The 26,804-nt window shown below is 71.0% G+C and carries 23 protein-coding genes; 7 read left to right on the forward strand and 16 right to left on the reverse strand.

Annotation, left to right across the window (positions count from 1 at the left end; all coding sequences use genetic code 11):
- The first annotated feature begins 1 nt into the window (after nucleotide 1).
- Genes IPK81_12430 through ccmI form a run of 4 tightly spaced genes read left to right on the forward strand, consistent with a single transcriptional unit; the run spans nucleotide 2 to nucleotide 7,451 of the window.
- On the forward strand, nucleotides 2-1,984 hold the full coding sequence (locus IPK81_12430; GenBank protein ID QQS14876.1) for a heme lyase CcmF/NrfE family subunit: 1,983 nt from the start codon (nucleotides 2-4) through the stop codon (nucleotides 1,982-1,984).
- 3 nt (nucleotides 1,985-1,987) lie between these two features.
- Nucleotides 1,988-2,524 (forward strand): DsbE family thiol:disulfide interchange protein, encoded by a 537-nt coding sequence (locus IPK81_12435; protein ID QQS14877.1) that lies wholly within the window; start codon nucleotides 1,988-1,990, stop codon nucleotides 2,522-2,524.
- A gap of 41 nt (nucleotides 2,525-2,565) precedes the next feature.
- The gene (locus IPK81_12440; protein QQS15082.1) at nucleotides 2,566-3,006 is read left to right on the forward strand and encodes a cytochrome c-type biogenesis protein CcmH; all 441 of its coding nucleotides are present in this window, start codon (nucleotides 2,566-2,568) and stop codon (nucleotides 3,004-3,006) included.
- Entirely contained in the window at nucleotides 3,003-7,451 is a 4,449-nt protein-coding gene (gene ccmI / locus IPK81_12445) for a c-type cytochrome biogenesis protein CcmI (GenBank protein QQS14878.1), read from the forward strand. Before IPK81_12440 ends, ccmI begins: the two co-directional genes overlap by 4 nt.
- A gap of 21 nt (nucleotides 7,452-7,472) precedes the next feature.
- Here the strand turns inward: ccmI and IPK81_12450 are convergent, their stop codons facing one another.
- Together IPK81_12450 and rho are read right to left on the reverse strand one after the other, a co-directional pair.
- Nucleotides 7,473-8,792, reverse strand: coding sequence for a hypothetical protein (locus tag IPK81_12450; GenBank protein ID QQS14879.1), 1,320 nt, complete (start codon nucleotides 8,790-8,792; stop codon nucleotides 7,473-7,475).
- Nucleotides 8,793-8,898: 106 nt separating this feature from the next.
- Nucleotides 8,899-10,344 (reverse strand): transcription termination factor Rho, encoded by a 1,446-nt coding sequence (rho, locus tag IPK81_12455; GenBank protein QQS14880.1) that lies wholly within the window; start codon nucleotides 10,342-10,344, stop codon nucleotides 8,899-8,901.
- Here rho and IPK81_12460 point away from each other — a divergent pair.
- Nucleotides 10,343-10,558: a hypothetical protein gene (locus tag IPK81_12460; GenBank protein QQS14881.1), complete on the forward strand. Its 216-nt coding sequence runs from the start codon at nucleotides 10,343-10,345 to the stop codon at nucleotides 10,556-10,558. The genes rho and IPK81_12460 overlap by 2 nt on opposite strands.
- Nucleotides 10,559-10,600: 42 nt before the next feature.
- Here the strand turns inward: IPK81_12460 and IPK81_12465 are convergent, their stop codons facing one another.
- The 13 genes from IPK81_12465 to IPK81_12525 all read right to left on the reverse strand — a co-directional run bounded on the left by IPK81_12465 (nucleotide 10,601) and on the right by IPK81_12525 (nucleotide 21,727).
- Nucleotides 10,601-10,981, reverse strand: coding sequence for a RidA family protein (locus IPK81_12465; GenBank protein ID QQS14882.1), 381 nt, complete (start codon nucleotides 10,979-10,981; stop codon nucleotides 10,601-10,603).
- A gap of 14 nt (nucleotides 10,982-10,995) precedes the next feature.
- On the reverse strand, nucleotides 10,996-11,895 hold the full coding sequence (locus IPK81_12470; protein QQS14883.1) for an NAD(P)-dependent oxidoreductase: 900 nt from the start codon (nucleotides 11,893-11,895) through the stop codon (nucleotides 10,996-10,998).
- A gap of 24 nt (nucleotides 11,896-11,919) precedes the next feature.
- Nucleotides 11,920-12,372: a hypothetical protein gene (locus tag IPK81_12475; protein QQS14884.1), complete on the reverse strand. Its 453-nt coding sequence runs from the start codon at nucleotides 12,370-12,372 to the stop codon at nucleotides 11,920-11,922.
- Nucleotides 12,369-12,851: a GNAT family N-acetyltransferase gene (locus tag IPK81_12480; GenBank protein ID QQS14885.1), complete on the reverse strand. Its 483-nt coding sequence runs from the start codon at nucleotides 12,849-12,851 to the stop codon at nucleotides 12,369-12,371. Before IPK81_12480 ends, IPK81_12475 begins: the two co-directional genes overlap by 4 nt.
- A 4-nt stretch (nucleotides 12,852-12,855) precedes the next feature.
- Nucleotides 12,856-13,221, reverse strand: a complete 366-nt coding sequence (locus tag IPK81_12485) for a carboxymuconolactone decarboxylase family protein (GenBank protein ID QQS15083.1) — start codon at nucleotides 13,219-13,221, stop codon at nucleotides 12,856-12,858.
- A gap of 81 nt (nucleotides 13,222-13,302) precedes the next feature.
- A complete protein-coding gene (locus IPK81_12490; protein QQS14886.1) occupies nucleotides 13,303-14,493 on the reverse strand; it encodes an MFS transporter in 1,191 nt (396 codons plus the stop codon).
- Between the two features lie 31 nt (nucleotides 14,494-14,524).
- Nucleotides 14,525-15,559, reverse strand: a complete 1,035-nt coding sequence (locus IPK81_12495; protein QQS14887.1) for a ParB/RepB/Spo0J family partition protein — start codon at nucleotides 15,557-15,559, stop codon at nucleotides 14,525-14,527.
- 33 nt (nucleotides 15,560-15,592) lie between these two features.
- Nucleotides 15,593-16,417: a ParA family protein gene (locus tag IPK81_12500; protein ID QQS14888.1), complete on the reverse strand. Its 825-nt coding sequence runs from the start codon at nucleotides 16,415-16,417 to the stop codon at nucleotides 15,593-15,595.
- Nucleotides 16,418-16,471: 54 nt separating this feature from the next.
- Nucleotides 16,472-17,137 carry a 16S rRNA (guanine(527)-N(7))-methyltransferase RsmG gene (gene rsmG / locus IPK81_12505; GenBank protein ID QQS14889.1) on the reverse strand — a complete coding sequence of 222 codons (666 nt, stop codon included), beginning with the start codon at nucleotides 17,135-17,137 and terminating at the stop codon, nucleotides 16,472-16,474.
- A gap of 140 nt (nucleotides 17,138-17,277) precedes the next feature.
- Complete coding sequence (mnmG, locus tag IPK81_12510; GenBank protein QQS14890.1) at nucleotides 17,278-19,254, reverse strand: tRNA uridine-5-carboxymethylaminomethyl(34) synthesis enzyme MnmG; 1,977 nt, start codon at nucleotides 19,252-19,254, stop codon at nucleotides 17,278-17,280.
- A 54-nt stretch (nucleotides 19,255-19,308) separates the two neighbouring features.
- Entirely contained in the window at nucleotides 19,309-20,787 is a 1,479-nt protein-coding gene (gene mnmE / locus IPK81_12515) for a tRNA uridine-5-carboxymethylaminomethyl(34) synthesis GTPase MnmE (GenBank protein ID QQS14891.1), read from the reverse strand.
- A 137-nt stretch (nucleotides 20,788-20,924) separates the two neighbouring features.
- Nucleotides 20,925-21,335 carry a helix-hairpin-helix domain-containing protein gene (locus IPK81_12520; GenBank protein ID QQS15084.1) on the reverse strand — a complete coding sequence of 137 codons (411 nt, stop codon included), beginning with the start codon at nucleotides 21,333-21,335 and terminating at the stop codon, nucleotides 20,925-20,927.
- Between the two features lie 119 nt (nucleotides 21,336-21,454).
- On the reverse strand, nucleotides 21,455-21,727 hold the full coding sequence (locus IPK81_12525; protein QQS14892.1) for a helix-hairpin-helix domain-containing protein: 273 nt from the start codon (nucleotides 21,725-21,727) through the stop codon (nucleotides 21,455-21,457).
- A 445-nt stretch (nucleotides 21,728-22,172) separates the two neighbouring features.
- Between IPK81_12525 and IPK81_12530 the strand changes: the two genes are divergently transcribed.
- Both IPK81_12530 and IPK81_12535 read left to right on the forward strand, forming a co-directional pair.
- Complete coding sequence (locus IPK81_12530) at nucleotides 22,173-25,013, forward strand: [protein-PII] uridylyltransferase (protein ID QQS14893.1); 2,841 nt, start codon at nucleotides 22,173-22,175, stop codon at nucleotides 25,011-25,013.
- Nucleotides 25,014-25,155: 142 nt separating this feature from the next.
- Complete coding sequence (locus IPK81_12535) at nucleotides 25,156-26,343, forward strand: tetratricopeptide repeat protein (GenBank protein ID QQS14894.1); 1,188 nt, start codon at nucleotides 25,156-25,158, stop codon at nucleotides 26,341-26,343.
- Between the two features lie 21 nt (nucleotides 26,344-26,364).
- Here IPK81_12535 and IPK81_12540 read toward each other — a convergent pair whose 3' ends face one another.
- Nucleotides 26,365-26,793 carry a hypothetical protein gene (locus tag IPK81_12540; protein ID QQS14895.1) on the reverse strand — a complete coding sequence of 143 codons (429 nt, stop codon included), beginning with the start codon at nucleotides 26,791-26,793 and terminating at the stop codon, nucleotides 26,365-26,367.
- Nucleotides 26,794-26,804: the final 11 nt, after the last annotated feature.

The raw sequence follows: 26,804 nt of genomic DNA on the forward strand, positions 1-26,804 counted from the left end.
CATGACCCCCGAGATCGGCCACTACGCGCTGACGCTGGCGCTGTGCGTCGCCGCCGCGCAGGGAATCCTGCCGCTGGCCGGCGCCCGGCGCGGCGATCCCGGCATGATGGAGGTCGGCCGCTCGGCCGCGCTGGCGCAGTTCGCGTTCGTGGCGATCGCGTTCGCGGCGCTGATGCATGCCTACGTCGTGAGCGATTTCTCGATCGCCAACGTCGTGCGCAACAGCCACACGTCCAAGCCGCTGCTCTACAAGATCAGCGGCACGTGGGGGAACCACGAGGGCTCGATGCTGCTGTGGGCGCTGATCCTGGCGGCGTTCGGCGCCAGCGTCGCGGCGTTCGGCGGCAACCTGCCGCGCACGCTGCGGGCGCGCGTGCTGGCGATCCAGGGGCTGATCGGCGTCGGCTTCCTCGCCTTCATCCTGTTCACGTCCAATCCGTTCGACCGGCTCGATCCGGCGCCGCTCAACGGCGACGACCTCAACCCGCTGCTGCAGGATCCCGGCCTCGCCTTCCATCCGCCGCTGCTCTACCTCGGCTATGTCGGCTTCTCGATCACCTTCAGCTTCGCGATCGCCGCCCTGCTCGAGGGCCGGGTCGACGCGGCGTGGGCGCGCTGGGTGCGGCCGTGGACGCTGGCCTCGTGGTGCTTCCTGACGCTGGGCATCGCGCTGGGCTCGTGGTGGGCCTACTACGAGCTGGGCTGGGGCGGCTTCTGGTTCTGGGACCCGGTAGAGAACGCCTCGCTGATGCCGTGGCTGCTCGGCACGGCGCTGCTGCACTCGGCGATCGTCACCGAGAAGCGCGACGCGTTGAAGAGCTGGACGGTGCTGCTGGCGATCCTCGCCTTCTCGCTGTCGCTGCTGGGCACCTTCCTGGTGCGGTCGGGCGTGCTGACCTCGGTGCACGCCTTCGCGCAGGACCCGGCGCGCGGCATGTTCATCCTGATGTTCCTGGTGCTCGTCACCGGCGGCGGGCTGGCGCTCTACGCGTGGCGCGCGCCGTCGCTGGCGCCGGGCGGGCTGTTCGCGCCGGTCAGCCGCGAGGGCGGGTTGATCTTCAACAACCTGCTGCTGGCGACGCTGACGCTGACGGTGTTCCTCGGCACGCTCTATCCGCTGGCGCTCGACGCGCTGGGCGGCGCCAAGGTCTCGGTCGGTCCGCCGTTCTACGCCGCGACCTTCCTGCCGTTGTCGCTGCCGCTGCTGGCCGCCGTGGCGGTCGGCCCGTTCCTCGCGTGGAAGCGCGGCGATCTGGCGGCGGCGCTGCGGCAACTGCGCGCGGTCGGCGCGCTGGCGCTGCTGGCCGGCGTGGCGACGGCGTTCGTCGCGCACCGCTCGACCACGCTGGCGGCCTGCGGCGTGGCGGTCGCGGTATGGCTGATCCTCGGCGCGGCGCGCGAGCTGGCCGTGCGGATCAAACTGTTCGCCGCGCCGCCCGGCCAGTCCTGGGCGCGCTTCACCGGCCTGCCGCGGGCGGCGATCGGCATGTCCATCGCGCACGCCTCGCTCGGCGCCATGGTGCTGGGCATCGTCGGCGTGTCGGTGTGGCAGACCGAGACCATCGTCTCGGTGCGGGCCGGCGACGTCGTCAAGCACGCCGGCTACGAGGTGACGTTCGAGGGCGCCACCGGGTTCGACGGCCCCAACTACGCCGGCGAGCGCGGCCGCCTCGTCTACCGCCGGGGCGGCGCGATGGTCGCGACCCTGGAGCCGGAGCGGCGCCTCTACACGGTGCAACGCCGCGCCACGACCGAGGCGGCGATCCGCAGCGGGCCGCTGGGCGACATCTACGCGACGCTGGGCGAATCCGACGGCAAGGGCGCGTGGACCATCCGCCTCTACGACAACCCGCTGGCGCCGTGGATCTGGATCGGCGCGGCGCTGTGCGCGCTGGGCGGCTTCGTCTCGCTGACCGACCGGCGCCTGCGGGTCGGCGCGCCCACGCGCTCCCGCCACGCCGCCGCCGCGCAACCGGCCGAATAGCGCATGTCCGGACGCTGGCTCTTCGCCCTGCCGCTGGCGATGCTCGTCATCATGGCCGGCTTCTTCGGCTACGCGCTGACGCAGAACCGCAATCCCGCCGACATCGGCACGGCGCTGGTCGGCAAGCCGGCGCCGGTGGTCGATCTGGCGCCGTTGCGCGACGGCGCCCCGCGGCTGAGCTCGGCGGATTGGAAGGGCCACGTCACTGTCGTGAGTTTCTTCGCGTCGTGGTGCGCGCCCTGCCAGATCGAGCATCCCCTGCTGCTCCGCCTGGCGCGCGACGGCGTGCGCGTGCACGGAATCAACTACCGCAACAAGCCGGACGAGGCGAAGGCGTGGCTGGCCAAGCTCGGCGACCCCTACGAGCGGATCGGCGTCGACGCCGACGGGCGCGGCGGGGTCGAGTTCGGCATCAGCGGCATTCCCGAGACTTTGGTGATCGACAAGTCCGGCGTGATCCGCCTGCACCTGCGCCGGCCGCTGACGCCGGCCGACGTCACCGACGCGATCCTGCCGCTGCTGAAGGAGCTGGCGAAGTGACGACGCGTCGACTTCTCGCGGCGCTGGCGCTGGGCGGCGCGATGCTGGCCGCCGGCGCGTCGGCGCTCGATCCGTCGGAGATGCTGGCCGACCGCGCGCTCGAGGCGCGCGCGCGCGCGATCTCGGCGCAGGTCCGCTGCCTCGTCTGCCAGAACCAGTCGATCGACGATTCCAGCGCCGAGATCGCGCGCGACATGCGCCAGGCGATCCGCGAGCGCCTGACCAAGGGCGACGCCGACGACCAGGTCCTGACCTATCTGCGGTCGCGCTACGGCGACTACGTGCTGTTGAAACCGCCGTTCGACGGCCGCACGTGGCTGATGTGGCTGGGCGGGCCGCTGGCGCTGGCGTTGGCCGGCGGCTTGCTGTGGCATCGCGGCCGCCGGGGAGTTGGCGCGACCCCCGCCGCGCCGGCCGCGCTCTCCGCCGAGGAGCGCCAGCGGGTCGAGGCGCTGCTCAAGGACGGCGGCGGCGCGCCATGATGCTGCCCTTCGCGCTGGCGTTGATGACGGCCGCCGCGATCGCGGCGCTGCTGATGCCGCTGCTGCGCCGCCGGTTCGACGCGTCGCGCCGCGTCGACCACGACGTGGCGATCTACCGCGACCAGCTCGCCGAGGTCGAACGTGACCGCGCCAGCGGGACTCTCGACGAGGCGCGGGCCGACGCCGCCAAGGCCGAGATCGAACGCCGTCTGCTGGCCGCGGCCGACGCCGACGCGCGCGAGGCGCCGATCGAGGTGGCGCCGCGCCGCTTCCTGCCGACGGCGGTCGCGATCCTCGTGCCTCTCGTCGCGCTGGGCGTCTATTTCCAGATCGGCCACCCCGAACTGCCCGGCCAGCCCTTCGCCGAGCGCAGGATCCCCGCCACCCCGGCCGGACCCGGCGCCGAGCCGGCGATCATGAAGACCGTGCGCGATCTGCGCGAACGGGTGACACGCGACCCCAAGGACGCCGACGCATGGCTGGCGCTGGGCCGCCTGCAATTGCAGGTCGGGCGTTCGGCCGACGCCGCCGAATCGTTCCGCCAGGGCCGCGCCGCGGCGCCGGCCCGCGCGGACATCGTGTCGGCGCTGGGCGAGGCGCTGGTGTTCGAGGCCGACGGGGTGGTGACGCCGGCGGCCAAGGAAACGTTCACCGCCGCGCTCGGGATCGATCCAAAGACGGCCGGCGCCCGCTACTATCTCGGCCTCGGCGAGGCGCAGGCCGGCGATTCGCGGGCGGCGCTCACGCGCTGGCTGGCGCTGGAGGCCGAGTCGCCCGACGACGCGCCGTGGCTGGCGACGCTGCTGCGCGAGATCGACCGGGTCGCGAAGCAATCCGGCATCGATCCGAAATCGATCCGGCCGGACCGCAAGACGCGGACCCCGCGCGATCCCGGCATGCCGCAGCCCGGCGAGGACGACGTCAAGCGGATGGAGAAGCTCTCGCCGCAGGAGCGCGACGCGACGATCCGCGGCATGGTCGACGGCCTCGCCGAACGTTTGAAAAGCACGCCCGACGACGTCGAGGGCTGGCGCCGGCTGGCCCGCGCGCGGGCGGTGCTGGGCGAGCATGCGCAGGCCGCCGAGGCCTACGCCCGCGCCGACAAGTTGAAGCCCGACGATCCCGCGACCTTGTCCGCGTGGGTCGAGTCGCGGTTGCGGCTCGACCAGTCCGGGCAAGCTGACGCCCGGAGACGATCGCGCTGCTGCGCCGCCTCGAAGCCGCCTCACCGGACAGCGGCCTGGCCTGTTCTTCCTCGCCCAGGTCGCGGAAGAGGCGGGCGACAAGCCCGGCGCCATCGCGCGCCTGCGCCGGCTTCAGGCTATGATGCCCGAAGGAACGCCGACGCGCGGCGCCATCGACAAGAGGCTGCGCGCGCTCGAAGGCAAATGAACGGGGCGGGACGCATGTCCGACACGACCACCCTCGACGCGCCGTCGACGACGCCGGCCAAGGCGCCGGTCCGGACCTTGGAGCGCAGCCTGCGCCGCGCGGTGAAGGGCGAGGTGATGTTCGACGCCGCCTCGCGCGGCCGCTACGCCACCGACGCCTCGATCTACCAGATCGATCCGATCGGCGTGGTCGTGCCGCGCGACGAGGACGATCTACGCGCCGTGGTCGACGTGGCGCGCGATCTGCGGATCCCGCTGCTGCCGCGCGGCGCCGGCACCTCGCAGTGCGGGCAGACCGTCGGCGAGGCGCTGGTGGTCGATTGCACGAAGCATCTGCGCGAGGTGACGGCGTTCGACAAGGAGCGCGCCACGGTCACGGTGCAGCCCGGCCTCGTGCTCGACCACCTCAACGCGTTCCTAAAGCCGCACGGCCTCTGGTATCCGGTCGACGTCTCGACCTCGGCGCAGTGCACGCTGGGCGGCATGGCGGGCAACAACTCCTGCGGCAGCCGCTCGATCCGCTACGGCAACATGGTGCACAACGTCGCCGCCATCGACGCGATCCTGGCCGACGGCTCGGAGGCGCGTTTCGGTCCGCTGGGCGATGTCGAGGCCGATCCCGTGGTCCAGCGCATCGCCGACGCCGCCCGCGCGCTGGCGACGCGCGAGCGCGACGAGATCGAACGGATGTTCCCGAAGGTGCTGCGCCGGGTCGCCGGCTACAACCTCGACATCTTCCATCCGCAGAGCGAGCGGCCCTACACGACCGACAACTCCGTCAATCTCGCGCATCTGCTGGTCGGCAGCGAGGGCACCCTGGCGGTCACCCGGCGGCTGACGCTGAACCTGAGCCCGCTGCCCCGGCACAAGACGCTGGGCGTGGTGAACTTCCCGAGCTTCCGCAAAGCGATGGAGGCGGCGCAGCACATCGTCACGCTGCGGCCGGTCGCGGTCGAACTGGTCGACCGCACGATGATCGAGCTGGCGCGCGCCAATCCCGCCTTCCGGCCGGTGATCGAGGACGCGCTGGTCGGATCGCCCGACGCGATCCTGCTGGTCGAGTTCGCGGGCGAGGAGCGCGAGCCGCAGCTGCGCGATCTCAAGCGGCTGGTCGAACTGATGGCCGACCTCGGCCTGCCCGGCGGCGTGGTGGAGATGACCGACGCCGCGCGCCAGAGCGCGCTGTGGGAGGTGCGCAAGGCCGGTCTCAACATCATGATGTCGATGAAGGGCGACGGAAAGCCGGTCTCCTTCATCGAGGATTGCGCCGTCCCGCTGGAGCACCTCGCCGACTACACCTCGCGCCTGACCGACGTCTTCACGAAGCACGGCACGCGCGGCACGTGGTACGCGCACGCCTCGGTCGGCACCTTGCACGTGCGCCCGATCCTCGACATGCGGCGCGACGGCGCCGCCAAGATGCGCGCCATCGCCGAGGAGGCCTCGGCGATGGTGCGCGAGTACAAGGGCGCGTATTCCGGCGAGCACGGCGACGGGCTGGTGCGCAGCGAATGGGTGGGCTGGCAGTTCGGTCCGCGGCTGACGGCGGCGTTCGGCGGGATCAAGGATCTGTTCGATCCGCACGGCATCCTCAACCCCGGCAAGATCGTGCGGCCGTCCAGGATGGACGACCGCGCGCTGTTCCGCTTCAAGCCCGACTACAAGCCGGCGGAGATCCGCACCGCGTTGGACTGGTCGGCGTGGGACGTCCAGAACGATCCGCGCACCGAGGAATTGACCGCGCCCGGCAGCGGCGGCGATCCGGCCGGCGGCTTCGCCAAGGCCGTCGACATGTGCAACAATAACGGCACCTGCCGGAAGTTCGACGCCGGCACGATGTGCCCGAGCTTCCGCGTCACCCGGGACGAGAAGCACCTCACGCGGGGACGCGCCAACACGCTGCGGCTGGCGCTGTCGGGACAGCTCGGACCGGAGGCGCTCACCTCCGAGGCGATGCGCGAGACGATGGATTTGTGCGTCTCGTGCAAGGGCTGCAAGCGCGACTGCCCGACCGGCGTCGACATGGCGCGGATGAAGGTCGAGTTCCAGCACCACTACAAGGCACGCCACGGCCATACGCTGCGCGACCGGCTGGTGGCGCATCTGCCGCGCTACGCCCATTGGGGCGCGCGCCTGCCGTGGCTGTTCAATCTGCGCGACACGCTGCCTGGCGCGGCGGCCCTGTCTGAGAGGATCGCGGGCTTCTCGGCCAAGCGGTCGTTGCCGCGGTGGCGCGGCGACACGTTCCTCGGCGGCCTGAGTTTCGCGCGCGGCGCCGACGGCAAGGTGGCGCCGCAATGCGAGGGCGACGCCGGTGAGGTGGTGCTGTTCGCCGACACGTTCAACAACGCTTTCGAGGCCGAGACCGCCGATGACGCGCTCGCGGTGCTGAAGGCCGCTGGCTACACCGTGCATATCGCGCTGCCGGTCGAAGGCGACCGCCGGCCGTTGTGCTGCGGCCGCACCTATCTCGCGACCGGCATGGTCGACCAGGCCAAGGCCGAGGCGCGGCGCATGATCGACGCGGTGCTGCCGTTCGTCGAGCGCGGCGTGAAGGTGGTGGGGCTGGAGCCGTCCTGCCTGCTGTCGCTGCGCGACGAACACACCGCGATGGGCTTCGGCGACGCCGCGGAGCGCATCGCCGGGTCCAGCTTCCTGTTCGAGGAGTTCCTGGCGCGCGAGCGCAAGGCCGGCCGCGCCGCGCTGGCGCTCAAGCCGATCGCGCCGAAGACCGCGCTGCTGCACGGCCACTGCCACCAGAAGGCGTTCGGCGCGATGCCGGCGACGCAGGAGGTGCTGGGCTGGATCCCGGAGCTGACGGTCAAGACGATCGAGTCGAGCTGCTGCGGCATGGCCGGCAGCTTCGGTTACGAGGCGGCGCACCACGAGACGTCGATGGCGATGGCCGAGCTCTCGCTGCTGCCGGCCGTGCGCGCGGCCGGGGCCGACGCGTTGATCGTCGCCGACGGCACGTCGTGCCGCCACCAGATCCAAGACGGCGCCGGCCGGGACGCCGTCCACGTGGCGCGCGTGCTGGCGATGGCGCTGGCGTAGGCGCGGCGCGCACGACGCGCTTCACTTCTGGCGGTGCAGCCGCACCTGCCAGCGGTCCATGCCGTTCGGGCCCTGCGCCTCGCCGCGGCAGACCGCGACGTCGTCGGCGCCGCGCGTGCAGTCCAGCCGGTCCTGCGACCAGGCGGCGCCGTCCGAGCAGGTCGTGTCGCCGTCCTTGATGCGCAAGGTGCCGCCCTCGAACCGGGCGGTCGCCGGCGTGCGGCAGGTGCGCGCGCCGCGGCGGAAGGTCAGCGTGCCGCGGCCCTTGTCGTCGAAGCAGTAGGTCGAGACACCGGACTCCGTCTGCTCCGGCCGGTGCTTGAACGGATCGGTGCGCCAGCAGCCCTTGAGGAACGAATAGTCGTCGGTCGGCTTGGTCGGCATGCGCATGCGGTCGTCCGGCGGCTTCGGCGGCGCCGGCTGTTTCGCGGCCACCTGCGGTTCCGGCGGTTTCGGCGGCTTCGGGGGTTCCGGCGGTTTGCATAGGGCCAGGCGCGTGGCGGCGTCCTCGCGCAACGACGCGAGCGTCGCGCGCAGGCGCGGCTCCTGCGCCTGCGCCGCCGCGATGGCGGCCTCGAGCGCGGCGCTCGGATCGGGCGCTGCCGGTAGCGGTGGCGGCGGTGGCGCCGGCAGGGCCGCGATCTCCAATCCCGGCGGCACCGGCAGAACGTGCCGCAGCGCCCACGAGGCGCCGAGCAGCAGGGCGATGGTCAGCAATCCCAGCGGCAACCATAGCGCCCAAGCGAACGGCGCGGCGCGCGCCGCCGCCGCCGGACCCGCGAACGCTGGAGCCGCAGGAGCGGCCGCGAACGACCCCGGCAGTCCGGCGGGCGACGTCGGCTCCGCCGGCGGTCCACCGATCCGCGTCGCCGGCAGGAAGGCGCCGGGCAGCACGGCGCCGGCGCCGCCGGCCTCGTAACCCCAACACGCCACGACCGGCTGGTCGCCGACGCGGAACAGATATTCGTCGGCCGGCGGCGTGGCCGCCAGACGCAGCGACGCGCCGGCGAGGCGGCCATCGTCTGTCGGGCCGTCCTCGAGCTCACCACCGACACGCGCGATGTCGGCCAGCAGCGCGTCGACATCGCGGCGCAGCGCGGCGGCCTCGTCCGGCGGCAGATCGGCCATCCGCCGCACGGGACCGACGGCGTCGCTGTACCAGTCGATGCGGCCGGCGCCGGCGTGCGGCTGAGGTTCGGTCAGGAGGGTGGCGTGGCGCCCGCCCAGACGCCGGCGCACCACCGCGCGGATCTGCGCCTGCGACTGGTGCAGCGGCGCGCCGCGCACGCCCAGCGGCCGCGCGCCGGCGGAGGTCGTGCAGACGAGGGTGGGGCCGGTCATGTCGCCGCGGTTGGATCGCCGGCGCAGCGAACCACCGGCGCGCGACCGGTGTCAACCGAACGCCGGCCCGGCCGCGACCGCGGGCGATGAAAGCCGGCGGCCGGCGCTACTGGTTCATCGACGAGAAGAAGTCCTGGTTGTTCTTGCTGGTGCGCAGCTTGTCGAGCAGGAACTCGATGGCGTCGACCGGGCCCATCGGGCTGAGGATGCGGCGCAGCACCCACATCTTCGACAGCGTCGCGCGGTCGACCAGCAGCTCCTCCTTGCGGGTGCCGGAGCGCGTGATGTCGATCGCCGGGAAGGTGCGTTTGTCGGCCACCTTGCGGTCGAGGATGATCTCGGAGTTGCCGGTGCCCTTGAACTCCTCGAAGATCACCTCGTCCATGCGGCTGCCGGTGTCGATCAGCGCCGTGGCGACGATGGTCAGCGAACCGCCCTCCTCGATGTTGCGGGCCGCGCCGAAGAAGCGCTTCGGCCGCTGCAGGGCGTTGGCGTCGACGCCGCCCGACAGCACCTTGCCGCTGGTCGGCACGATGGTGTTGTAGGCACGGGCGAGGCGCGTGATCGAGTCGAGCAGGATGACGACGTCCTTCTTGTGCTCGACCAGCCGTTTGGCCTTCTCGATCACCATCTCGGCGACCGCGACGTGGCGCGTGGCGGGCTCGTCGAAGGTCGAGGACACGACCTCGCCCTTGACCGAGCGGGCCATGTCGGTGACCTCCTCCGGCCGCTCGTCGATCAGCAGCACGATCAGCACGCATTCCGGATTGTTGTCGGTGATCGCGTGGGCGATGTTCTGCAGCAGCACCGTCTTGCCGGTGCGCGGCGGCGCCACGATCAGGGCGCGCTGGCCCTTGCCGATCGGCGCGATCAGGTCGATCACGCGGGTGCTGATGTCCTGCTGCTGCATGGTCGGCGCGGCGGCGGCCTTCTTGGCGGCGGCGGCGGCGGTCAGGGTGCCGGCGCGGCGCGTGGCGGCGGCGGACGCGGTGAGCGACGTGCCCGAGCCGGCGGTCGGCGCGCTGCTGACGCGGCCGGCGGTCGAGACCTTGGCGGCGCCGGCCTCCTCGAGGACCTTGTCGGCCGGGGTGTAGCCGATCGTCTCCTTCTCGAGGTTCAGCTTCTCGTCGGGATAGAGCGGCGTCAGGTTGTCGAAATTGACGCGGTGGCGGACCTTCTCGGGATCCTCGCCGTTGACGCCGTTGATCTTGCTGAGCGCGAAGTAGCGCTCGCCGTCCTTCGGGGCGCGGATCTCGCCGTCGACGGTGTCGCCGGTGCGCAGGCCGAGGCGCCGGATCTGGGCCGGGCCGAGGTAGATGTCGTCGGGACCCGGCAGGTAGTTGGACTCGATCGAGCGCAGGAAGCCGAACCCGTCGGGCAGCACCTCCAGGGTGCCGAGGCCGAAGATCGCCTGGTCGGCGTCGGCCATCCGCTTGAGGATGGCGTACATCAGCTCCTGCTTGCGCAGGTTCGGCGCGTTCTCGATCTGGAACTCCTCGCCCATGGCGAGCAGTTCGGCCGGAGTCTTTTTCTTCAGTTCGCTGAGATGCATGTGTGATTTCGCGGAATCGACGTCGGGCGGCCCGGAACGGGCAAATCGGCACGCGTTGCTGACCGGCGGGGCCGGTGGTCGCGACGAACGTCTGGTTTATCGCCGCGGCGCCGACCGTCTGGGAAACGGCCTGAAAGTCGATATGGCGCAACGGCTGGCGGAGGGACCCGGTGACGCGCCGCGCGCGGCGGCGGCTCCGGTATCGGCTGGCTAGATAGCGCCGGCCGGTGGAAAAGTCAAAGGCGCCGGCCGCGGATCAGACCACCGCCGTCGCCTCGATCTCGACCATCAGGCCCGAGACGGCGAGCTGGGAGACGCCGATCAGGGCCGAGGCGCAGCGCGATTTCTTGAACCAGCGCGCGATCTCGGCGGCGATGGCGCCGCCGTCGCGCATATCGGTGCAGTAGATCGTCAGGCGGGTGACGTCGTCCATCCGGGCGCCGGCGCCTTTCAGCGCCTTGGCGATCTTGCCCATCGTGATCCGGGTCTGCGCCGCGGCGTCCTTGCCGCGCGGTCTGCCCTTGGCGTCGAGCGAGGTGGTGCCGGCGACGAACACGAACGGCCCCGCGCGCACGGCGCGGACGTACCAGCCGGCGATCTCGGTGCCGTCGGGGAATTCGGTGCGGGTGGTGGCCATGTCGTGTCCTCCGTCTAGGCGCCGCCGAGGTGGCGGAAGATCGCGGTATGGTCGGCGGCGGGACCCTGCGTCTCGACGGCGGCGGTCCACATCTCGACCATCGCCTTCAAGGTCGGCGCGTCGACGCCGACCTGGCCGGCGAGATCGCCGGCGGTGCGCAGGTCCTTGGCCATCAGCGCCATCGCGAATCCGCCGGCGAAGTTGCGCGGGATCACGAACGGCTTGGCCTTGACCTGGGTGCTGTTGCTCATGCCGCTGGAGCTGTTGAACACGTCGGCCATGACGTTGGGATCGAGACCGAACTTCTCACCGACCATCAGCGCCTCGCACATCGTCACGAGGCTGCTGGCCGAGAGGTAGTTGTTGAGCGCCTTCAGCGCGTGGCCGGAGCCGACGGCACCGGTGTGGAACACGGTCTTGCCCATGGCCAGCAGCAGCGGCTTGGCGCGCTCGACGTCGCCCCCGTCGCCGCCGGCGATGATCGCCAGCGAGCCGTCGATGGCGCGCCGCACGCCGCCGGAGACCGGCGCGTCGATCATCGCCAGGCCGCGGGCCGCCAGCGCCTTGCCCAGCTCCGCCGTGCCCATCGGCGCGCTCGACGACATGTCGACCAGCAGCGCCCCGGCGCCCATGCCGTCGGCGATCGGATCGGGCCCGTCGAGCGCGGCGCGGCGCACGATCTTGCCGTCCGGCAGCATGGTGACGATGGCGTCGGCGCCTTGCGCCGCGGCCTTGGGCGAGGCGGTCGCCAGCGCGCCGGGATGGGCGCCGACGAATTCCGACATCGCCTGCTGCGACAGATCGTAGACGCGCAGCCTGAAGCCGGCGGCGGCGAGGCGCGACGCCATCGGCTTGCCCATCATGCCCAGCCCGATGAAGGCGATGGTGGCGGGCGGTTCGAGCGATCTGGTCATAGGTCGGTATCCCTGTGCGGCGCGTCAGCCGCCGCGCTTGAGCTCTATGGTGCAGGGCCGCGTGGCGCCCTGCTGCGTGCCGCCGGTCGACCAGGTCTGCGTGCCGGCGAGCGTCACCGTGCCGCCGACGATGGCGCCGCTGTAGCTCATGACGCCGCGAGACGCCTGGCCGTCGGCGCGACCCGTCAGCGAGATGGCGCCAGCCGGCGTCACGGTGCCGGAGCCGCGCTCCATCAGCCCGGTCGGCGCGTTGGTCTTCACGTCGAGGACCTCGCGCTCGTACGTCGCGATCCCGCCCGTCACGGTCATACGGAACGGTGTGCGCAGCTGGCGCGCGGTGACGCCGGGCATGGTGGCGCAGCCGATCGTGCCGGCGTAGACGCCGTCGAGGCCTTGGGCGGAGGCTTCACGCGGCGGCACGAACGACAGTCCGGCGGCCGAGAGGACGGCGATGCGGACGATCCCGGTAAGGTTCATGGCGGCCCTCCCACGTCGAACACATACAACGGCAGCTCGCGGCCGGGAATGGAGTCGGACGGCGCCATGCGCTGGAACCGCGCGCCCATGCGCTCGTAGAACGGCGCGGCGTTCGGGTCGGCGAGAACCGTCATGACACGGCGTCCGCCGCGACCGGCCTCCGCGGCGACGAAGCGCAGCAACGCCGCGCCGACGCCGGCGCCCATCGCCCCGGGATCGACGAACAGCTTGTCGAGATCGGCCGTCGCCGTGTCGACCACCGCCAGCTCGGCGACGCCCAGCGGCGCGTCGCCGCCATCGACGGCGACCCAGACCACGCCCGCCTCGATATCCGCCGCCGACACGGCGAGCGCACGCGCCGACATTTCCATGAAGGCGGCGTCGTAGCCCCAATGGCCCTTGGCGCGGACGCAGAGCGCGGTCAGCGCCGCCGCCTCGTCGGCGCGCGCCGGACGGATCGTGAAGGGCGTCCGCGCCATGGCGTCAGACGCCGCGCTCCTTGAAGACCTCCTTCGCGGTCTTGAAGGCGTCGAGCGAGGCCGGGATGCCGCAATAGATCGCGACCTGGAGGAAGATCTCCTTCATCTCGTCCTTGGTGACGCCGTTGGTCAGCGCGCCGTTGATGTGCAGGCGCAGCTCGGGGCCGCGGTTCAGCGCCGCCAGCATCGCGAGGTTCAGCATCGAGCGCTGCTTCTTGCTGATGCCCGGCCGGCTCCACGCGTAGCCCCAGCAATACTCCGTGGTGATCTCCTGGAACGCCATCATGAACTCGTCGGCGTTGGCCAGCGAGTTGTCGACGTAGGCCTTGCCCAGCACCTGGCGGCGGATCGCCAGCCCCTTGTTGAACATCCGCGGGTTGCTCGGATTCGGCTTCACTTTCTTCGCCGCCTTCGCCTTGGCCTTCGCGCGCGCCATCGCTTCCTCCCTCGATCAATTTCCGTCGTCGCGGCCGCGCATGAGGCGACGGCCGACGAGCAGCAGCAGAATATCGTAGACCGCCTTCAATCCGCCGCCTACCACCGCGAACCAGCCGAACGGCGACGCCGCCAACAGCCACCCCGCCACGATCGGCGCGCCGGCCGAGGCAAGCGCGCGCGGCACCGCGGTGACGCTGGTCGCCGCGGCGCGCTCCTCCGGCGGCACCAGCGACATGATCAACGCCGCGCGCGGCGCGACGTCCATCGACGACAGGCTGGCGCGCACGAACAGCAGCGCCAGCGCGATCCCGAGCGTCGGCGCGAACGGCGCCAGGGCGAGACAGAGATTGGCCGGCAGGTGCGTGAACACCATCGTGTTCACCAGCCCCAGCCGGCGCGCGACCCACGGCGCGGCGAGATGCGACAAGCCGCCGAGCACGTTCATGGTGAACAACGCCTGCGTCGCGGCCTCGACCGACATGCCGAAGCGGTCGAACAGCCACAACGCCATCAGCGACTGGAGCACGAAGCCGCCGCCGAACGCGTCGACGCAGAACAGACCGGACAGGATCAGGATCGGCTTGCGCGTCGCCGGCGACAATCCACCGGACGGCGGCGCGGCGGTTTCCGGCGCGGCCGCCGGCAGCGGAAGGCGCGCGTAGATCGCCGCCAGAACAAGACCGACCACGACGTAGCCCATGAAGCCCCAGCGCGCGTCGATGCCACGCATCGCCGGCCACCCGGCCGCCAGCGTGCCGAGCGCGCCGGCCATCGCCGCCACGAGGCTATAGCGGGCGTAGACCGAGGTCCGCTTGTCCGCCGGCACGAGATCTGCCAGCCGCGCCTGTTCCAGCGGCAGGAACAAGCTCACGTCGCCGGTCGACGGATTGAGCGTGCCGATCACGGCGATGACGAGCATCGCCCACAGCGCGTCGATGGCGAAGAACGCCAATCCGGTCGCGACCATCAAGGCGCAGCCCGCCAGCAGCACGGCGCGCAGCGGGAGGCGCCGCGCCCACAGCCCGACCGACAGGGTCACCGCCGCGGAACCCAGCAGGGTCGCCGTCGCGACGGCGCCGACCGCCACCGCGTCGTAGCCCAGCGCCAGCAGATGGATCGGCAGCAGCACGCTCACCAGTCCGTCCGCGAACGCGCGCAGCGCGCGGGCCGTGATGATCGCGGCGATCGAGGCGCGGGGCGACATCCGCGATCCTGCGCGCCGCTCGCCGACGCCGTCAGCGCCGGCGCGTCAAACGCTGGACGACGTCGTCGAGCTGGTCGAAGTCACGGATGAACAGCGTCAGCGTCGTGGCCTCGCGCGGCCCGGTCTGCCGGATGTCGGCCTTGAGGCCGAGCGCCTCCTCCAAGGATTTCTCGAGAGCGCGCGTATCGGCGGATTTCTGGCCGGAGGGCACTTCGCCCGCGGCCGGCTTTGGCGTAACGCCGGACGGGCGGGCGCCCTCGCCCCAGGACGGCGGCATACCCCGGCCATCCCAGCCGGCTTTCCTGTCGGTCTTGGCGGCGGCCGCGAGCGCCTCGGCACGGCGCGCCGTCAGCTTCTTCGCGATCACGATTCCGGCGAGGAACGCCGGATCGGGCGTGCCGATCAGGGCGCGGGCGTGGCCCATCTCCAGATCGCCGCGCTCGATCTGCGTCTGCACGGGATCCGGCAGGTCGAGGAGCCGCAGCGTGTTGGCGACGTGGCTGCGGCTCTTGCCGATGACCTCCGCCAGCTTCTCCTGCGTGTGGTGGAACTCGTCCATCAGGCGGCGGTAGGCGCGCGCCTCCTCGATCGGCGACAGATCGGCGCGCTGGAGGTTCTCGATCAGCGCGATCTCGAGCGTCTCGCGGTCGTCCAGCGCCCGGACGACCACCGGCACGTCGTGCAGCGGCGCCAGCTGCGCCGCCCGCCAGCGCCGTTCGCCGGCCACGATCTCGTACCGGTTCGGCGTGTCGGCGACCGGCCGGACGAGGATCGGCTGCACCAGCCCGTGGGCGCGGATGCTCTCGGCGAGCTGGCCGATGCGCTCGGAATCAAACGCCGTGCGGGGCTGGTATTTGCCCGGTCGCAGCCAGTCGATCGGCAATTGGGTCGGCCCCGATGGCGAGCCAGCGCTTTGGTCAGATAGACTCTCGACCTTTACGGGTATGACCTCGGGCGTGGGTGCCGCGACCGGATCATCGCCGAGCAACGCCGCGAGGCCGCGCCGAGACCGCGCGTCTTGTGCAGATCCTTGGTCATCGCCGCCGCTCCATTCGGGTCCGGCCACACCGCTCCCGCGCGGGCCTCAATCGCACGGCGCTCACGCCGCCACCGGGCGCGGTGGCACGTTGTTACGCCGCCGCAGCAACATTTCGCTCGCCAGCATGATGTAGGCCTGCGAGCCGGCGCAGGCGTGGTCGTAGAGCAGAACCGGCAGCCCGTGCGACGGCGCCTCCGACACGCGGACGTTGCGCGGGATCGTGGTGCCGAAGACGACGTCGCCGAAATGCCCGCGCACGTCTCGGTCGACCTGCTGCGCCAGCGTGTTGCGCCGATCCATCATCGTCAGAATGATACCAGCGTTATACAAGCGTGGGTTGAGCGACTTGCGGACCCGCTCGATTGTGCGCGTCAGATGCCCCAGACCTTCGAGAGCGAAAAACTCGCATTGCAGCGGGACCAGTATCGCGTCGGCCGCCGCCAATGCGTTGACCGTGAGCAGCCCCAGCGACGGCGGGCAGTCGATCAGGATGACGTCCCAGCGCGCCTCCTGCCCCGCCAGGGCATCGCGCAGGCGGAACTCGCGGCGCTCCAGATCGATCAGCTCCAGCTCGGCGCCGGCCAGGTTCACGTTCGCCGGCAGCACGTCGAGGTTGGGGATCGGCGAGGTCGCGACGCAGCGGTCGAGCGGCGCGAGGCCGCACAACAGCTCGTAGCTTCCCGTGCCGCGATCGGCGCCGGCCACACCGACGCCGGTCGATGCGTTGCCCTGGGGATCGAGATCGACCAGCAGAACCCTCTGGCCGACCGCCGCCAGCGCCGTGGCGAGGTTGATCGCGGTCGTGGTCTTGCCCACCCCGCCCTTCTGGTTGGCGATCGCGTAGATGCGCGGGGGCGCCACGACGGAGACGGGGGCGTCGGACATGGCGACGGCGGGCTTTCACTGTTGCCGGCGCCTTCGCGGCGCCGTGTCGAGCGCCTAGGCGCGACGTTGCAGATGTCGAATTCTGAGGATGGCGGCGGCGGGCTCCGTCACGCTGCCCACCCGGTCGACGTCCATCATCCAGTTCCCCGCCACGGCGGTCAATTCTTCGTCCAGACGGGCGCCCTTGTGGAAAAGGCAAATCGTGTGGAGATCCGTCGCGGGGAACGCCCATTCGAGAAGTTTAGGGAGCGGCGCCAGCGCACGCGCTGTGACAAGGTCGACGGTCCCGGGCCTGATCGCCTCGATCCGCTCCGACCGGACGATGATGCCGGGCGCCGCGACGCGCGCGACTTCGGCGAGGAACGTCGCTTTGCGGGTATCGGATTCCACCAAGGTCGTCCGGATGTCTGGACGGGCGATCGACACCGGCACGCCGGGGAACCCGGCGCCGGAGCCGAGGTCCAGAGACGTGCTCACGTTGGCGGGGATCAAAGGCACGATTTGGAGACTATCGAGCACGTGCCGCGTCCAGAGCGTCGACAGGGTACTTGGCGCGACGAGATTGATCGCCCGCTGCCATTTGATGAGGAGCGCTACGTAGCGCTCAAGGGCGGACCACTGATCCGCGCTCAGCTGTACGCCAAGGCGTTCGAGCCGGGCCGCGCATTCCCTCCGATCCTCGGCCGCCCCAGCGGTAAGTTTGATCTCGGGCGGCACCATGACTCCAGCCGGTTCTGTCGTGGTGTTCCACGTGGAACAACGTCTTGGCGCGATCCCTAGCGGAATTGTTCCACGTGGAACAGTGACGATCACATCTCCCATGTTCCACGTGGAACACCACGGCCGAAGGGCGTGCGCGCCTAGGCGGCCCGCCGACGCCGTACAAACTTCAGCAACGCGACCAGCGCCGCCGGCGTGACGCCGGCGATCCGGGCCGCTTGGCCGAGTGTGGCCGGCTTCTGAGCATCGAGCTTCTGGCGGATCTCGGAGGAAAGCGATCCGATGGCGCCATAGTCGAGATCGGCCGGAAGCGTCAGCGCCTCGTCTCGACGATAGGCGTCGACGTCGATCTGCTGGCGCTCGAGATATCCCGCGTACTTGGCGTCGATTTCCAACTGCTCGGCGATCTTCGGCGCGACACCGCCGAGTTCCGGCCAGATCGCCGCCAACGAGGCGAAGGTCTGGCCCGGATAGGCGAGCACATCGAGCGCCGAACGAATCACGCCGTCTTGGTTGATGCTGATGCCGCGCTTCGCCAGCGCCGACGGGCTGAGAGAGAGCGAGCCCGCGAGGTCACGCGCCGCCGCAAGCGCAACAGACTTGGCCGTGAAGGCGGCCTCCCGGCGTGACGCGACGCACCCCACGTCGATCCCCCGGGCGGTCAGCCGTTGATCCGCGTTGTCCGCCCGCAGCCGCAAGCGATACTCCGCCCGGGACGTGAACATCCGATAGGGCTCCGGCGCGCCCTGGGTCACGAGATCGTCGATCATCACACCGATATAGGCGTCCGCCCGATCAAGGATGAAACCGTCCGCCGGCCCCTCGTCGCGAACTCGCACGGACGCGCCGCCCGCCAACCGCGCCGCGTTCACGCCGGCCATCAACCCTTGGGCGGCCGCCTCCTCGTAACCGGTCGTCCCGTTGATCTGGCCGGCCAGGAACAGCCCACCGATCCGGCGCGTCTCCAAGGTCGGCCACAACTCGCGCGGGTCGACATAGTCGTACTCGATCGCGTAGCCCGGCCGTAGGATGACGGCCCGCTCAAGGCCGGGGATCGTCCGCAGCAGCGCAGCCTGGACCTCGCGCGGCAGCGACGTCGAAATCCCGTTCGGATAGACCGTGATGTCGTCGAGGCCCTCCGGCTCGAGAAAGATCTGGTGCCGCTCACGCTGGCCAAACCGGACGACCTTGTCCTCGATCGACGGGCAGTACCGTGGGCCGGTCGATTCGATCTGGCCGGAGTACATCGGCGCACGGTGCAGATTCGCGCGGATGATCTCATGGGTAGCGACTGTCGTTTCGGTAAGGAAACAAGAAATCTGCGGAACCGTGACTTCGCGGGTCAGGTAGGAGAACGGTTCTGGCGGCGTGTCGCCCTTCTGCTCCACAAGCGCGGACCAGTCGATGGTGCGTCCGTCGAGCCGAGGCGGCGTACCGGTCTTCAGCCGCCCGAGCCGGAACCCGAATCGCGCCAGCGTCGCGGCCAGGCCGTGCGCCGCGGGCTCGATGGCATTTTCGTCACCACCCGCCGCGGCCGAGGTCGGCAGATCCGCCGGCCCGCCGGCGTCGCGCTGGCCGCGCGCCCGGCCTGCCGGAATCTTCACCTCGCCGATATGGATCAGGCCGCGCAGGAAGGTTCCCGTCGTCACGACCACGGCCGCCGCCGCGATGCGCGCGCCGGCGGCGGTGACCACGGCCGTCACCCTACCGGTTGCATCAACGACTATATCCTCTACCGATGCGGCGTGGATATCGAGCCCAGGCTGCTCCGTCAGGATCGCTTGGACGGCGCGCCGATACAGCGCCCGGTCGGCTTGGGCGCGCGGCCCGCGCACCGCCGGACCCCGGCTCGCGTTCAAGGTCCGGAACTGGATGCCGGCGCGATCGATCGCGCGCGCCATGACGCCGTCCAGCGCGTCGATCTCGCGCACGAGATGGCCCTTGCCCAGCCCCCCGATCGCGGGATTGCAGGACATCTCGCCGATCGTCGCCACGTCGTTGGTCAACAACGCCACCCGCGCGCCCATGCGCGCGGCGGCGGCGGCGGCCTCGGTGCCCGCGTGCCCGCCGCCGATCACGATCACGTCGTATCGAGGCAGAAGATCAGGCGTCGTCATGCCGCGCACATGCGCGACACATGGACTGGAGTCAAGCAGCCAGCGCCGGAGCGGCTACTTGCCGATGCAGAAGTCCCGGAAGATCACGTCGAGCAAATCCTCAACGCCGACGCGGCCAGTGATACGGCCGATCTCGCGCGCCGCGAGCCGTACATCCTCGGCGACCAATTCCCCTTCGTCACGGGCGCCGGCCGCGGCGCGCACAAGGGCGCGGTCCAGCGCCGCGACGCAGCGGGTCAACGCCTCGCGATGGCGGGCGCGGGTCAATGGCGGCGCCTCGGCGATGTCGCCAGCCGGCGCGCCGACATCGCCCATCAGCTGGCCAACGGATTCGCCGAGGCGGTCCAGCAGCGCCGCCATCCCCTCGCCGGTGAGCGCCGACACGCCGACCCATCCCGGCCGGCCGCCGTCGCGCGGTCCGATCAATGTCGCCCCGTCCGAAAGCAGGTCGATCTTGTTGACGACGACGAGATCGACGCCCGGCGTCCATCCGCCAGCAGCGTCGCGCAGATCGTCGGCGACCTGGCGCCAGCCCGCACCAGGGCCGGCGGAATCCGTGGCCTCCACGACCAGCAACCGAATATCCGCCTCGCCGGCGCGGGCGCGGGCGCGACGCACGCCCTCGAGCTCGACGGGATCGGCGGAGTCACGCAGGCCGGCGGTGTCGGCGAGGATGACGGGGTAGCCGTCGAGATCGAGATGCGTTTCGACCACGTCGCGCGTCGTGCCGGCGACCGCCGACACGATCGCCGCGTCGCGCCGCGCGATCGCGTTCAACAACGACGATTTGCCGGCGTTGGGCGGGCCGATGATCGCGATCGACACGCCGTCCCGCAGCCGCTCGCCGCGCCGGTCGCCGAGATGCGCGGCGATCGCCGCGCGCACGCGCCCGAGCTCCGGCCGCACGGCCGCCGCCACACCGGCCGGCAGATCCTCGTCGGGGAAATCGATATCGGCCTCGAGATGCGCCAGCGCCCGCAGCAGATGCGTGCGCCAGCCCTCGTAGAGCTCCCCCAGCGCGCCCTCGACCTGTCGCAGCGCAAGCCGCCGCTGCGCGGCCGTGTCCGCCGCCACGAGATCGGCGACGCCCTCCGCCGATGTCAGGTCGAGCTTGCCGCGCTCGAAGGCGCGGCGCGTGAACTCGCCCGGTTCGGCGAGCCGGCAGAACGGCAGCGCGGCGATGGCGTCGAGCACGCCGGCGATCGTCGCGCGGCCACCATGGATGTGGAACTCGACGACGTCCTCGCCGGTGTACGACCTGGGCGCGGCGAACCACACCGCCAGCCCGTGGTCGACCACCTCGCCGGTCGCGGGATCGTAGAACGACCGGCGGACCGGCAGCCGCGGTTGGGGGATCGACGGATCGCGCACGGAATGGCCGCGCGCCCAGGCGCCGCGTTCCGTCAGGAACACGAACGCGTCGGTCGCGCGCGGCCCGGAGACGCGGATCACGGCGATCCCGGCGCCGGCGCGCCGCGTCGGCGCCGCCGAAGCCAGCGCGTAGATCGTCTCGATGCGGCCGCCGTCGTCCATGCGGCGGCGACCTTACGCGAGGCCGCGGCCGGACGCACGCGTGCCGGAACGCAAAGGGCCGGGGAACAAGTCCCCGGCCCTTCCGTCGCGAGGTGCGCGCCGGCGCTACGTCCCGGCGCGTCCGCGGTCGTCGATGGTCACTTCTTCGCGGGAGCGCCAGCCGGCGTGGCGGGCGCCGCGGCCGGCGTCGCCGGCTTCGCCGCGACCTGGCGGGCGATGATCTTGTCCTTGATCTTCTCGTACACCGCCTCGGGGATGATCTTGCGGTCGGCGAGCTCGTTCTTCGCCTTGTACGGACGGCCCTTGATGATGGCGTCGCTGCGGGCGTCCGCGATGCCCTCCAACGTCATCAGCTGCTCCTTGGTCGCCGTGTTGATGTCCATCAATTCGGCGGCCGGCTTGGCCTCGGCGCCGGGCTTCGCGGCCGGCGCGGGCGCCGCGGCGGGCGGCTTGGCGGCGGGCGCCGGCTGCGTCGACTGCGCGAAGGCGAACGACGGCAGGGCGGAGAGCGCGCCGATCACGGCGGCGGCGATCAGACGCGAACGCATGGTCATTTCGAAGTCTCCCTAAAGACATGCCCCTCTTGGAGGCGGGCGGACTCAACGACTCAACTGCGGCGGCGACATGACCACCCCGTGTCGACGCCGCGATGTTACGCGCCGTCGGCTCAGGTCGACGCCGGCGGCGCCACGATACACGCCTTGATTCTGTCGAACACCTGCTTCTTCAGGACCTTGCGCTTGAGGATGTCCTCGGGCGCCGCGTAGGGCCGCGCCTTGATGATGGCGTTGGCGCGTTGCGGGCCGATCTGCGGCAGCTTGCGCAGCTCGTCCAGCGTGGCCGTGTTGACGTTGACCTTGGCGTCCGGGCAGGCCGTCGCCTTCGGCGCGGGCTTTCCCGGCGTCGGCTTCGGCGCCGTGCCGGCCTTGGGAATCGGCATCGTCGGCGCGGGCGGCTCCGTGGCGGGCGCGGCGGGCGGCGCGGCGGTCCCGGCGGATGGCGCCGACGGCGGGACGGTGGCCGCGGGCGGGGTCGCGGCGGGCGGAGTCGAGGCCGGTGGCGGCGCGGCGGGCGGTGTCGCGACGGTCCCCGGCGGAGGCGGCAGCGGCTGCGACGTCACCTGCGACGACACCGGAAGGACCAGCCCGACGCACGCGACAAGGAACAGGGCCGGTACGAGACGACGGAACATCGACGGAGACCTCCTCAAGGAAAACCCGGCGGGCGCGGACCCGGGCGGCGACGCCACGGCCGGAGCCGCGCGCCGGCAGGATACCCGCGCGTCGACCCGCCGGACAGACGCGCCGCGATCATGGCGAATCGGCGGCGCCGGCAGCCTGTCGCGCGCGACGACGACCGGGTATGATCGCGCAGGAGACCGCATCATGGCCGCAGGCCTCTACGACCACATCGTCCGGCCACGCTTGATCGTGGACCGGCGCGCGCTGTCGACGACGCTCGCGGCCGCTGTCGACGACGCCGAGAGCGTCGATTCGGCGCGCGGGCCCGTGTTGACCGCGTTCAAGGACGCTCTGGCGCGCGGCCGGCAGGAGATCCGGCGCCGCTTCGAGGGCGAGGGGGCCGACGCGACGCCCGCCGCCCGCCGCGTCGGCGCGACCGACGGCGCCAACGATGGACCGGCCGTGCTGGCGGCGACGTCGTACCTGATGGACCAGCTGGTCCGCACGCTGTTCGACTTCGCGAACGAGCATGTCTATCCCGCCGCCAATCCCAGCATGGCCGAGCAGATCGCGATGGTCGCGACCGGCGGCTACGGCCGGGCGGAGCTGGCGCCGCAATCCGACATCGATCTGCTGTTCCTGCTGCCCTACAAGCAGACGCCCAGGGGCGAGCAGATCGTCGAGTACATGCTGTACTTCCTGTGGGATCTCGGTCTCAAGGTCGGACACGCCACGCGCTCGGTCGAGGAGTGCCTGCGCCAGGCCGACAAGGACCAGACGATCCGCACGGCGCTGCTGGAGATGCGCTACCTGTGGGGCGAGCGCGACCTGTACGACCGCCTGAAGCGCGAGTTCACGCAGAAATTCCTGACGACCGACGGCCGCGACTTCCTCGAGGCCAAGCTGGCGGAGCGCGACGCGCGCCACCAGCGCATGGGCGATTCGCGCTACGTCGTCGAACCCAACGTCAAGGACGGCAAGGGCGGCCTGCGCGACCTGCACACGCTGTTCTGGATCGCCAAGTATCTCTACCGCGTCGACAGCGTCGCCGGCCTGGTCGAGAAGGAGGTCCTGACGCGGGGCGAGGCGCGGCAGTTCCAGCGGGCCGAGCGGCTGTTCGTCACGGTGCGCTGCCATATCCACTTCCTCACCGGGCGGCCGGACGACCGGCTGTCGTTCGACCTCCAGCGCGAGATCGCGACGCGCCTCGGCTACCAGGACCGGCCGGGCTCGCGCGGCGTCGAGCGCTTCATGAAACACTACTATCTGCACGCGAAGACGGTCGGCGACCTGACGCGGATCTTCGTCGCCGCGCTGGAGGCGGGTCGCCGCCGCAAGCCGCGGCTGCGGCTGTTGTGGGAGTCGCTGCGCCCGCGCCAGCTCGAGGGGTTCAAGCTCGACGGCGAGCGTCTCGCGGTCGGCGGCGCCGACGACTTCATCCGGGATCCGGTGCGGTTCCTGAGCCTGTTCCGGGTCGCGCAGGAGAACGACGTCGACATCCATCCCGCGACGCTGCGGCTGGTGACCCAGAACATCAAGCTGGTCGACGCGCGGCTGCGTGAGAACCCCGACGCCAACCGCCTGTTCCTCGAGCTGCTGACGTCGCGCAAGGACCCCGAGACGTCGCTCCGGCGCCTCAACGAGGCCGGCGTGTTCGGCCGTTTCGTGCCTGATTTCGGCCGCGTCGTGGCGCAGACGCAGCACGACATGTACCACACGTACACTGTCGACGAGCACACCATCCGGGCGATCGGGATCCTCTCGCGCATCGAGGCCGGCGCGCTCAAGGAGGACCACCCCGTCGCCTCGGACGTCGTGCACAAGGTGCTGTCGCGCGAGGTCCTCTATCTCGCCGTGCTGCTGCACGACATCGCCAAGGGCCGCAACGGCGACCACTCGGTCCTGGGCGCCGAGATCGCGAACCAGCTCTGTCCCCGCCTCGGCCTCGACGCGGCGTCGACCGAGACCGTGGCGTGGCTGGTGCGCCACCACCTGGCGATGTCCGCGACGGCGTTCCAGCGCGACCTGCAGGACGGCAAGACCATCTCCGACTTCGCCAAGCTGGTGCAGTCCCCGGAGCGCCTCCGCCTGCTGCTGGTCCTGACGGTCTGCGACATCCGCGCCGTCGGCCCCTCGGTGTGGAACGGCTGGAAGGCGGCGCTGCTGCGCCAGCTCTACTTCGCGACCGAGGAGGTTCTCTCGGGCGGCACGCTCCAGGGCGGCCGCGCCGAGCGGGTGAAGGCCGTCCAGGTCGAGATGGCCAGACGCCTCGCCGGCTGGACGCAGGCCGACATGGACGCGCACCTTGCGCTCGGCAACCCGGCCTACTGGCTCTCGTTCGACCCCGGCACGCTGGCGCGCCACGCCGAGCTGGTGCGCAAGGCCGGCGGCGATTCGCCGCTGCGCATCGAGCACCGCGTCGATCCCGAGCGCGCCGCCACGGAGTTGATCGTCTACACCCTCGACACCCACGGGCTGTTCGCCCGGCTGGCCGGCGCGATGGCGGTCTCCGGCGCCACCATCGTCGACGCCAAGATCTTCACGCTGAGCAACGGGATGGCGCTGGACACGTTCTGGATCCAGGACCTCGACGGAAAGCCGTTCGACCGCGCCGACCGCCTGGCGCGTCTGCGCGGCCGCATCGAGCTGGCCCTCACCAACCGCCTCGACGTCGCCGGCGAGCTCGCCAAGGCGCGGCCAAACTACCCGACCCGCGACCGCGTCTTCACCGTCGAGCCGCGCGTCCTCGTCGACAACAACGCCTCGCGCGCCCACACCGTCATCGAGGTCAACGGCCGCGACCGGCCGGGTTTCCTCCACGTGGTCACGCGCGCGCTGGCCGGGCAACACCTCCAGATCGCTTCCGCCCATGTGACGACCTACGGCGAACGCGCGGTCGACGTGTTCTACGTCAAGGACCTGTTCGGCTTGAAAGTCGTCAATCCGCAGAAGCTCACGGACATCGAGACCGGCGTGACGGCCGCGATCCGGGCATTCGAACGCGGCGATCCCGCCAGTCCGTCGAGCGCCGCGCGGGCGGCCTGAGCGCCGCCATATGGCGGCGCGACATTCCAAGGGCGACTAAATCTAGAGTATCCATTGGAAATTATTGTTTAATAACACTCTGTTACGTGTTATATTTCAATCTAAATATTGACATTCATTCCACTCACCTGGTGGTGCGGCGATGACGTTCGCACGTAGCGAATTCGGTTCCTTCATCCACGGCAACGCGATGTTCATCGCCGTCGGAGCCATTCTGTTCTGCATCGCCCTCGTCTTCCTGCACGCCCGCGGCGGCAGCGCGGTGAGGATGGTGATGATGGTGCTGCTCATGATCGTCGCCCCGACCGCCGTCATTGGCGTCGGCGGCTGGTTGTGGTTCGGTGACGACCATTCCTCGGCGCGGGCCGCCGAGTCCGCGCCGATGAGCCAATGGGGAGATTCGGACAAGGGCGCGAAGCTCGTCGCGCGCGCCGACGCGCATCTCCGCAAGGGCGAGATCGAACCGGCGCGGCAGGCGCTCCTCCAGGCGCTCGAGACCTTCCACCGCGCGCGCAACACGCTCGGCGAGGGAAAGGCGTATGTCGAACTCGGCGACCTCGCCCGCCGCGGCGGCGACACGGCGCGGACGGCGGAGATGTACAAGGCCGCGGTCGACCTGTTCCGCCGCGACGAGAACCGCCCCGGCCTCGCCAGCGCCCTGCGCGCGCGCGGCGAGCTCGAGCGGCTGACCGGCCGCTTCGACGAGGCGCGCAAGAGCTACGAGGAGTCGCGCGACCTCTATCGGCGGATCGACGACCGCCTGGGCGAGGCGGACACGCTCCTTAGCCTCGGCGAGCTGGCGCGCAATCGGGGCGACCGCAATGGCGCAGTCGACGCCTACACCGCAGCCACGGCGTTGTACCGAGCCGACCGATTCCGGGTCGGCGAGGCACGCGCAATGATCGGCTTCGGCGACCTCCACCTCGACGATGGCGACGTCAAGACGGCGACGGCGTTCTACGAGGAGGCCGTGGTCGCGTTCCGCGGCGGCGGCAAGGGCGGCAGCGAAGGGCAGGCCCTCGTGGCGATGGCCGACGCCGCGCTGGCCGCGAAGCGCCTTCCCGAAGCGCGGCGCGACTACGAGACCGCCAGGGCGCTATTCAAACGCGGCGGATACCTGTCTGGCGAGGCACAGGCGTTGATCGGCCTAGGTCTGGCCGAGCGCACCGGCGGCACCCCGGCACGGGCGACCGAGTTCCTGAACGCAGCCCTGGCCACGGCACGGCGCGCCGGCGACGCCGCCGCCGAGGCGGTGGCCGCGGATGCGCTACGCGATCCGGCGTTCGCGCTGCGCAGCCGGCATCGGACGCGCTTCTTCAGCCAGCGCTGACGCGCGGATCGCCCGGCCCTCCTACCGGTCGGGCGACATATCGATCGTCGCGGCGCATGAAGCGCCGCCGGTCTGGCATGTCATCCGGACGACGCGCAGGGAGACGATGTCGGCGCAGCCGGCGCCAAGCGGCCGGGATTCGTCCCCATGCACGACCAGCCGCGCCGAGGCGCCCGGCGCGATCGGGCGTTCGACTCCGTGCAGATAGCGCGACTTGAACTCGAGTTCCCGCGTCTCGCCCGACTTGAGGACGAAGGCGACGTCGACCTGCATGTAGTCGACCGGCGCCACCGTGCCGTTGCGCGCGACGAAAGACGGCACGCAGGACCCGAACACCGTCGCGTCCGAGTCGCGCCGCACCTCGATCCGGTCGGCCGCGCCGGCGGTCCCCAGCCATGAGAACCCCGCCAGGAACGCACCGACGGCACCGAACATCGCTCGACAACCCATGTCCGCCTCCT

It is taken from the genome of Rhodospirillales bacterium (assembly GCA_016699855.1).
GTDB lineage: Bacteria > Pseudomonadota > Alphaproteobacteria > Reyranellales > Reyranellaceae.

What these genes read in the sequence shown, in the direction of transcription:
- IPK81_12460 (QQS14881.1), top strand. Translation starts at nt 10,343, where the DNA reads ATGTGTGATTTCGCGGAATCGACGTCGGGCGGCCCGGAACGGGCAAAT.
- rsmG (QQS14889.1), bottom strand. Translation starts at nt 17,137, where the DNA reads ATGGTGCCGCCCGAGATCAAACTTACCGCTGGGGCGGCCGAGGATCGG.
- IPK81_12475 (QQS14884.1), bottom strand. Translation starts at nt 12,372, where the DNA reads ATGAACCTTACCGGGATCGTCCGCATCGCCGTCCTCTCGGCCGCCGGA.
- IPK81_12470 (QQS14883.1), bottom strand. Translation starts at nt 11,895, where the DNA reads ATGACCAGATCGCTCGAACCGCCCGCCACCATCGCCTTCATCGGGCTG.
- IPK81_12535 (QQS14894.1), top strand. Translation starts at nt 25,156, where the DNA reads ATGACGTTCGCACGTAGCGAATTCGGTTCCTTCATCCACGGCAACGCG.
- IPK81_12450 (QQS14879.1), bottom strand. Translation starts at nt 8,792, where the DNA reads ATGACCGGCCCCACCCTCGTCTGCACGACCTCCGCCGGCGCGCGGCCG.
- mnmE (QQS14891.1), bottom strand. Translation starts at nt 20,787, where the DNA reads ATGGACGACGGCGGCCGCATCGAGACGATCTACGCGCTGGCTTCGGCG.
- IPK81_12530 (QQS14893.1), top strand. Translation starts at nt 22,173, where the DNA reads ATGGCCGCAGGCCTCTACGACCACATCGTCCGGCCACGCTTGATCGTG.
- IPK81_12490 (QQS14886.1), bottom strand. Translation starts at nt 14,493, where the DNA reads ATGTCGCCCCGCGCCTCGATCGCCGCGATCATCACGGCCCGCGCGCTG.
- IPK81_12500 (QQS14888.1), bottom strand. Translation starts at nt 16,417, where the DNA reads ATGTCCGACGCCCCCGTCTCCGTCGTGGCGCCCCCGCGCATCTACGCG.
- IPK81_12430 (QQS14876.1), top strand. Translation starts at nt 2, where the DNA reads ATGACCCCCGAGATCGGCCACTACGCGCTGACGCTGGCGCTGTGCGTC.
- IPK81_12540 (QQS14895.1), bottom strand. Translation starts at nt 26,793, where the DNA reads ATGGGTTGTCGAGCGATGTTCGGTGCCGTCGGTGCGTTCCTGGCGGGG.
- IPK81_12435 (QQS14877.1), top strand. Translation starts at nt 1,988, where the DNA reads ATGTCCGGACGCTGGCTCTTCGCCCTGCCGCTGGCGATGCTCGTCATC.
- ccmI (QQS14878.1), top strand. Translation starts at nt 3,003, where the DNA reads ATGATGCTGCCCTTCGCGCTGGCGTTGATGACGGCCGCCGCGATCGCG.
- IPK81_12440 (QQS15082.1), top strand. Translation starts at nt 2,566, where the DNA reads ATGCTGGCCGCCGGCGCGTCGGCGCTCGATCCGTCGGAGATGCTGGCC.
- IPK81_12485 (QQS15083.1), bottom strand. Translation starts at nt 13,221, where the DNA reads ATGTTCAACAAGGGGCTGGCGATCCGCCGCCAGGTGCTGGGCAAGGCC.
- rho (QQS14880.1), bottom strand. Translation starts at nt 10,344, where the DNA reads ATGCATCTCAGCGAACTGAAGAAAAAGACTCCGGCCGAACTGCTCGCC.
- IPK81_12520 (QQS15084.1), bottom strand. Translation starts at nt 21,335, where the DNA reads ATGCGTTCGCGTCTGATCGCCGCCGCCGTGATCGGCGCGCTCTCCGCC.
- IPK81_12525 (QQS14892.1), bottom strand. Translation starts at nt 21,727, where the DNA reads ATGCCGATTCCCAAGGCCGGCACGGCGCCGAAGCCGACGCCGGGAAAG.
- IPK81_12465 (QQS14882.1), bottom strand. Translation starts at nt 10,981, where the DNA reads ATGGCCACCACCCGCACCGAATTCCCCGACGGCACCGAGATCGCCGGC.
- mnmG (QQS14890.1), bottom strand. Translation starts at nt 19,254, where the DNA reads ATGACGACGCCTGATCTTCTGCCTCGATACGACGTGATCGTGATCGGC.
- IPK81_12480 (QQS14885.1), bottom strand. Translation starts at nt 12,851, where the DNA reads ATGGCGCGGACGCCCTTCACGATCCGTCCGGCGCGCGCCGACGAGGCG.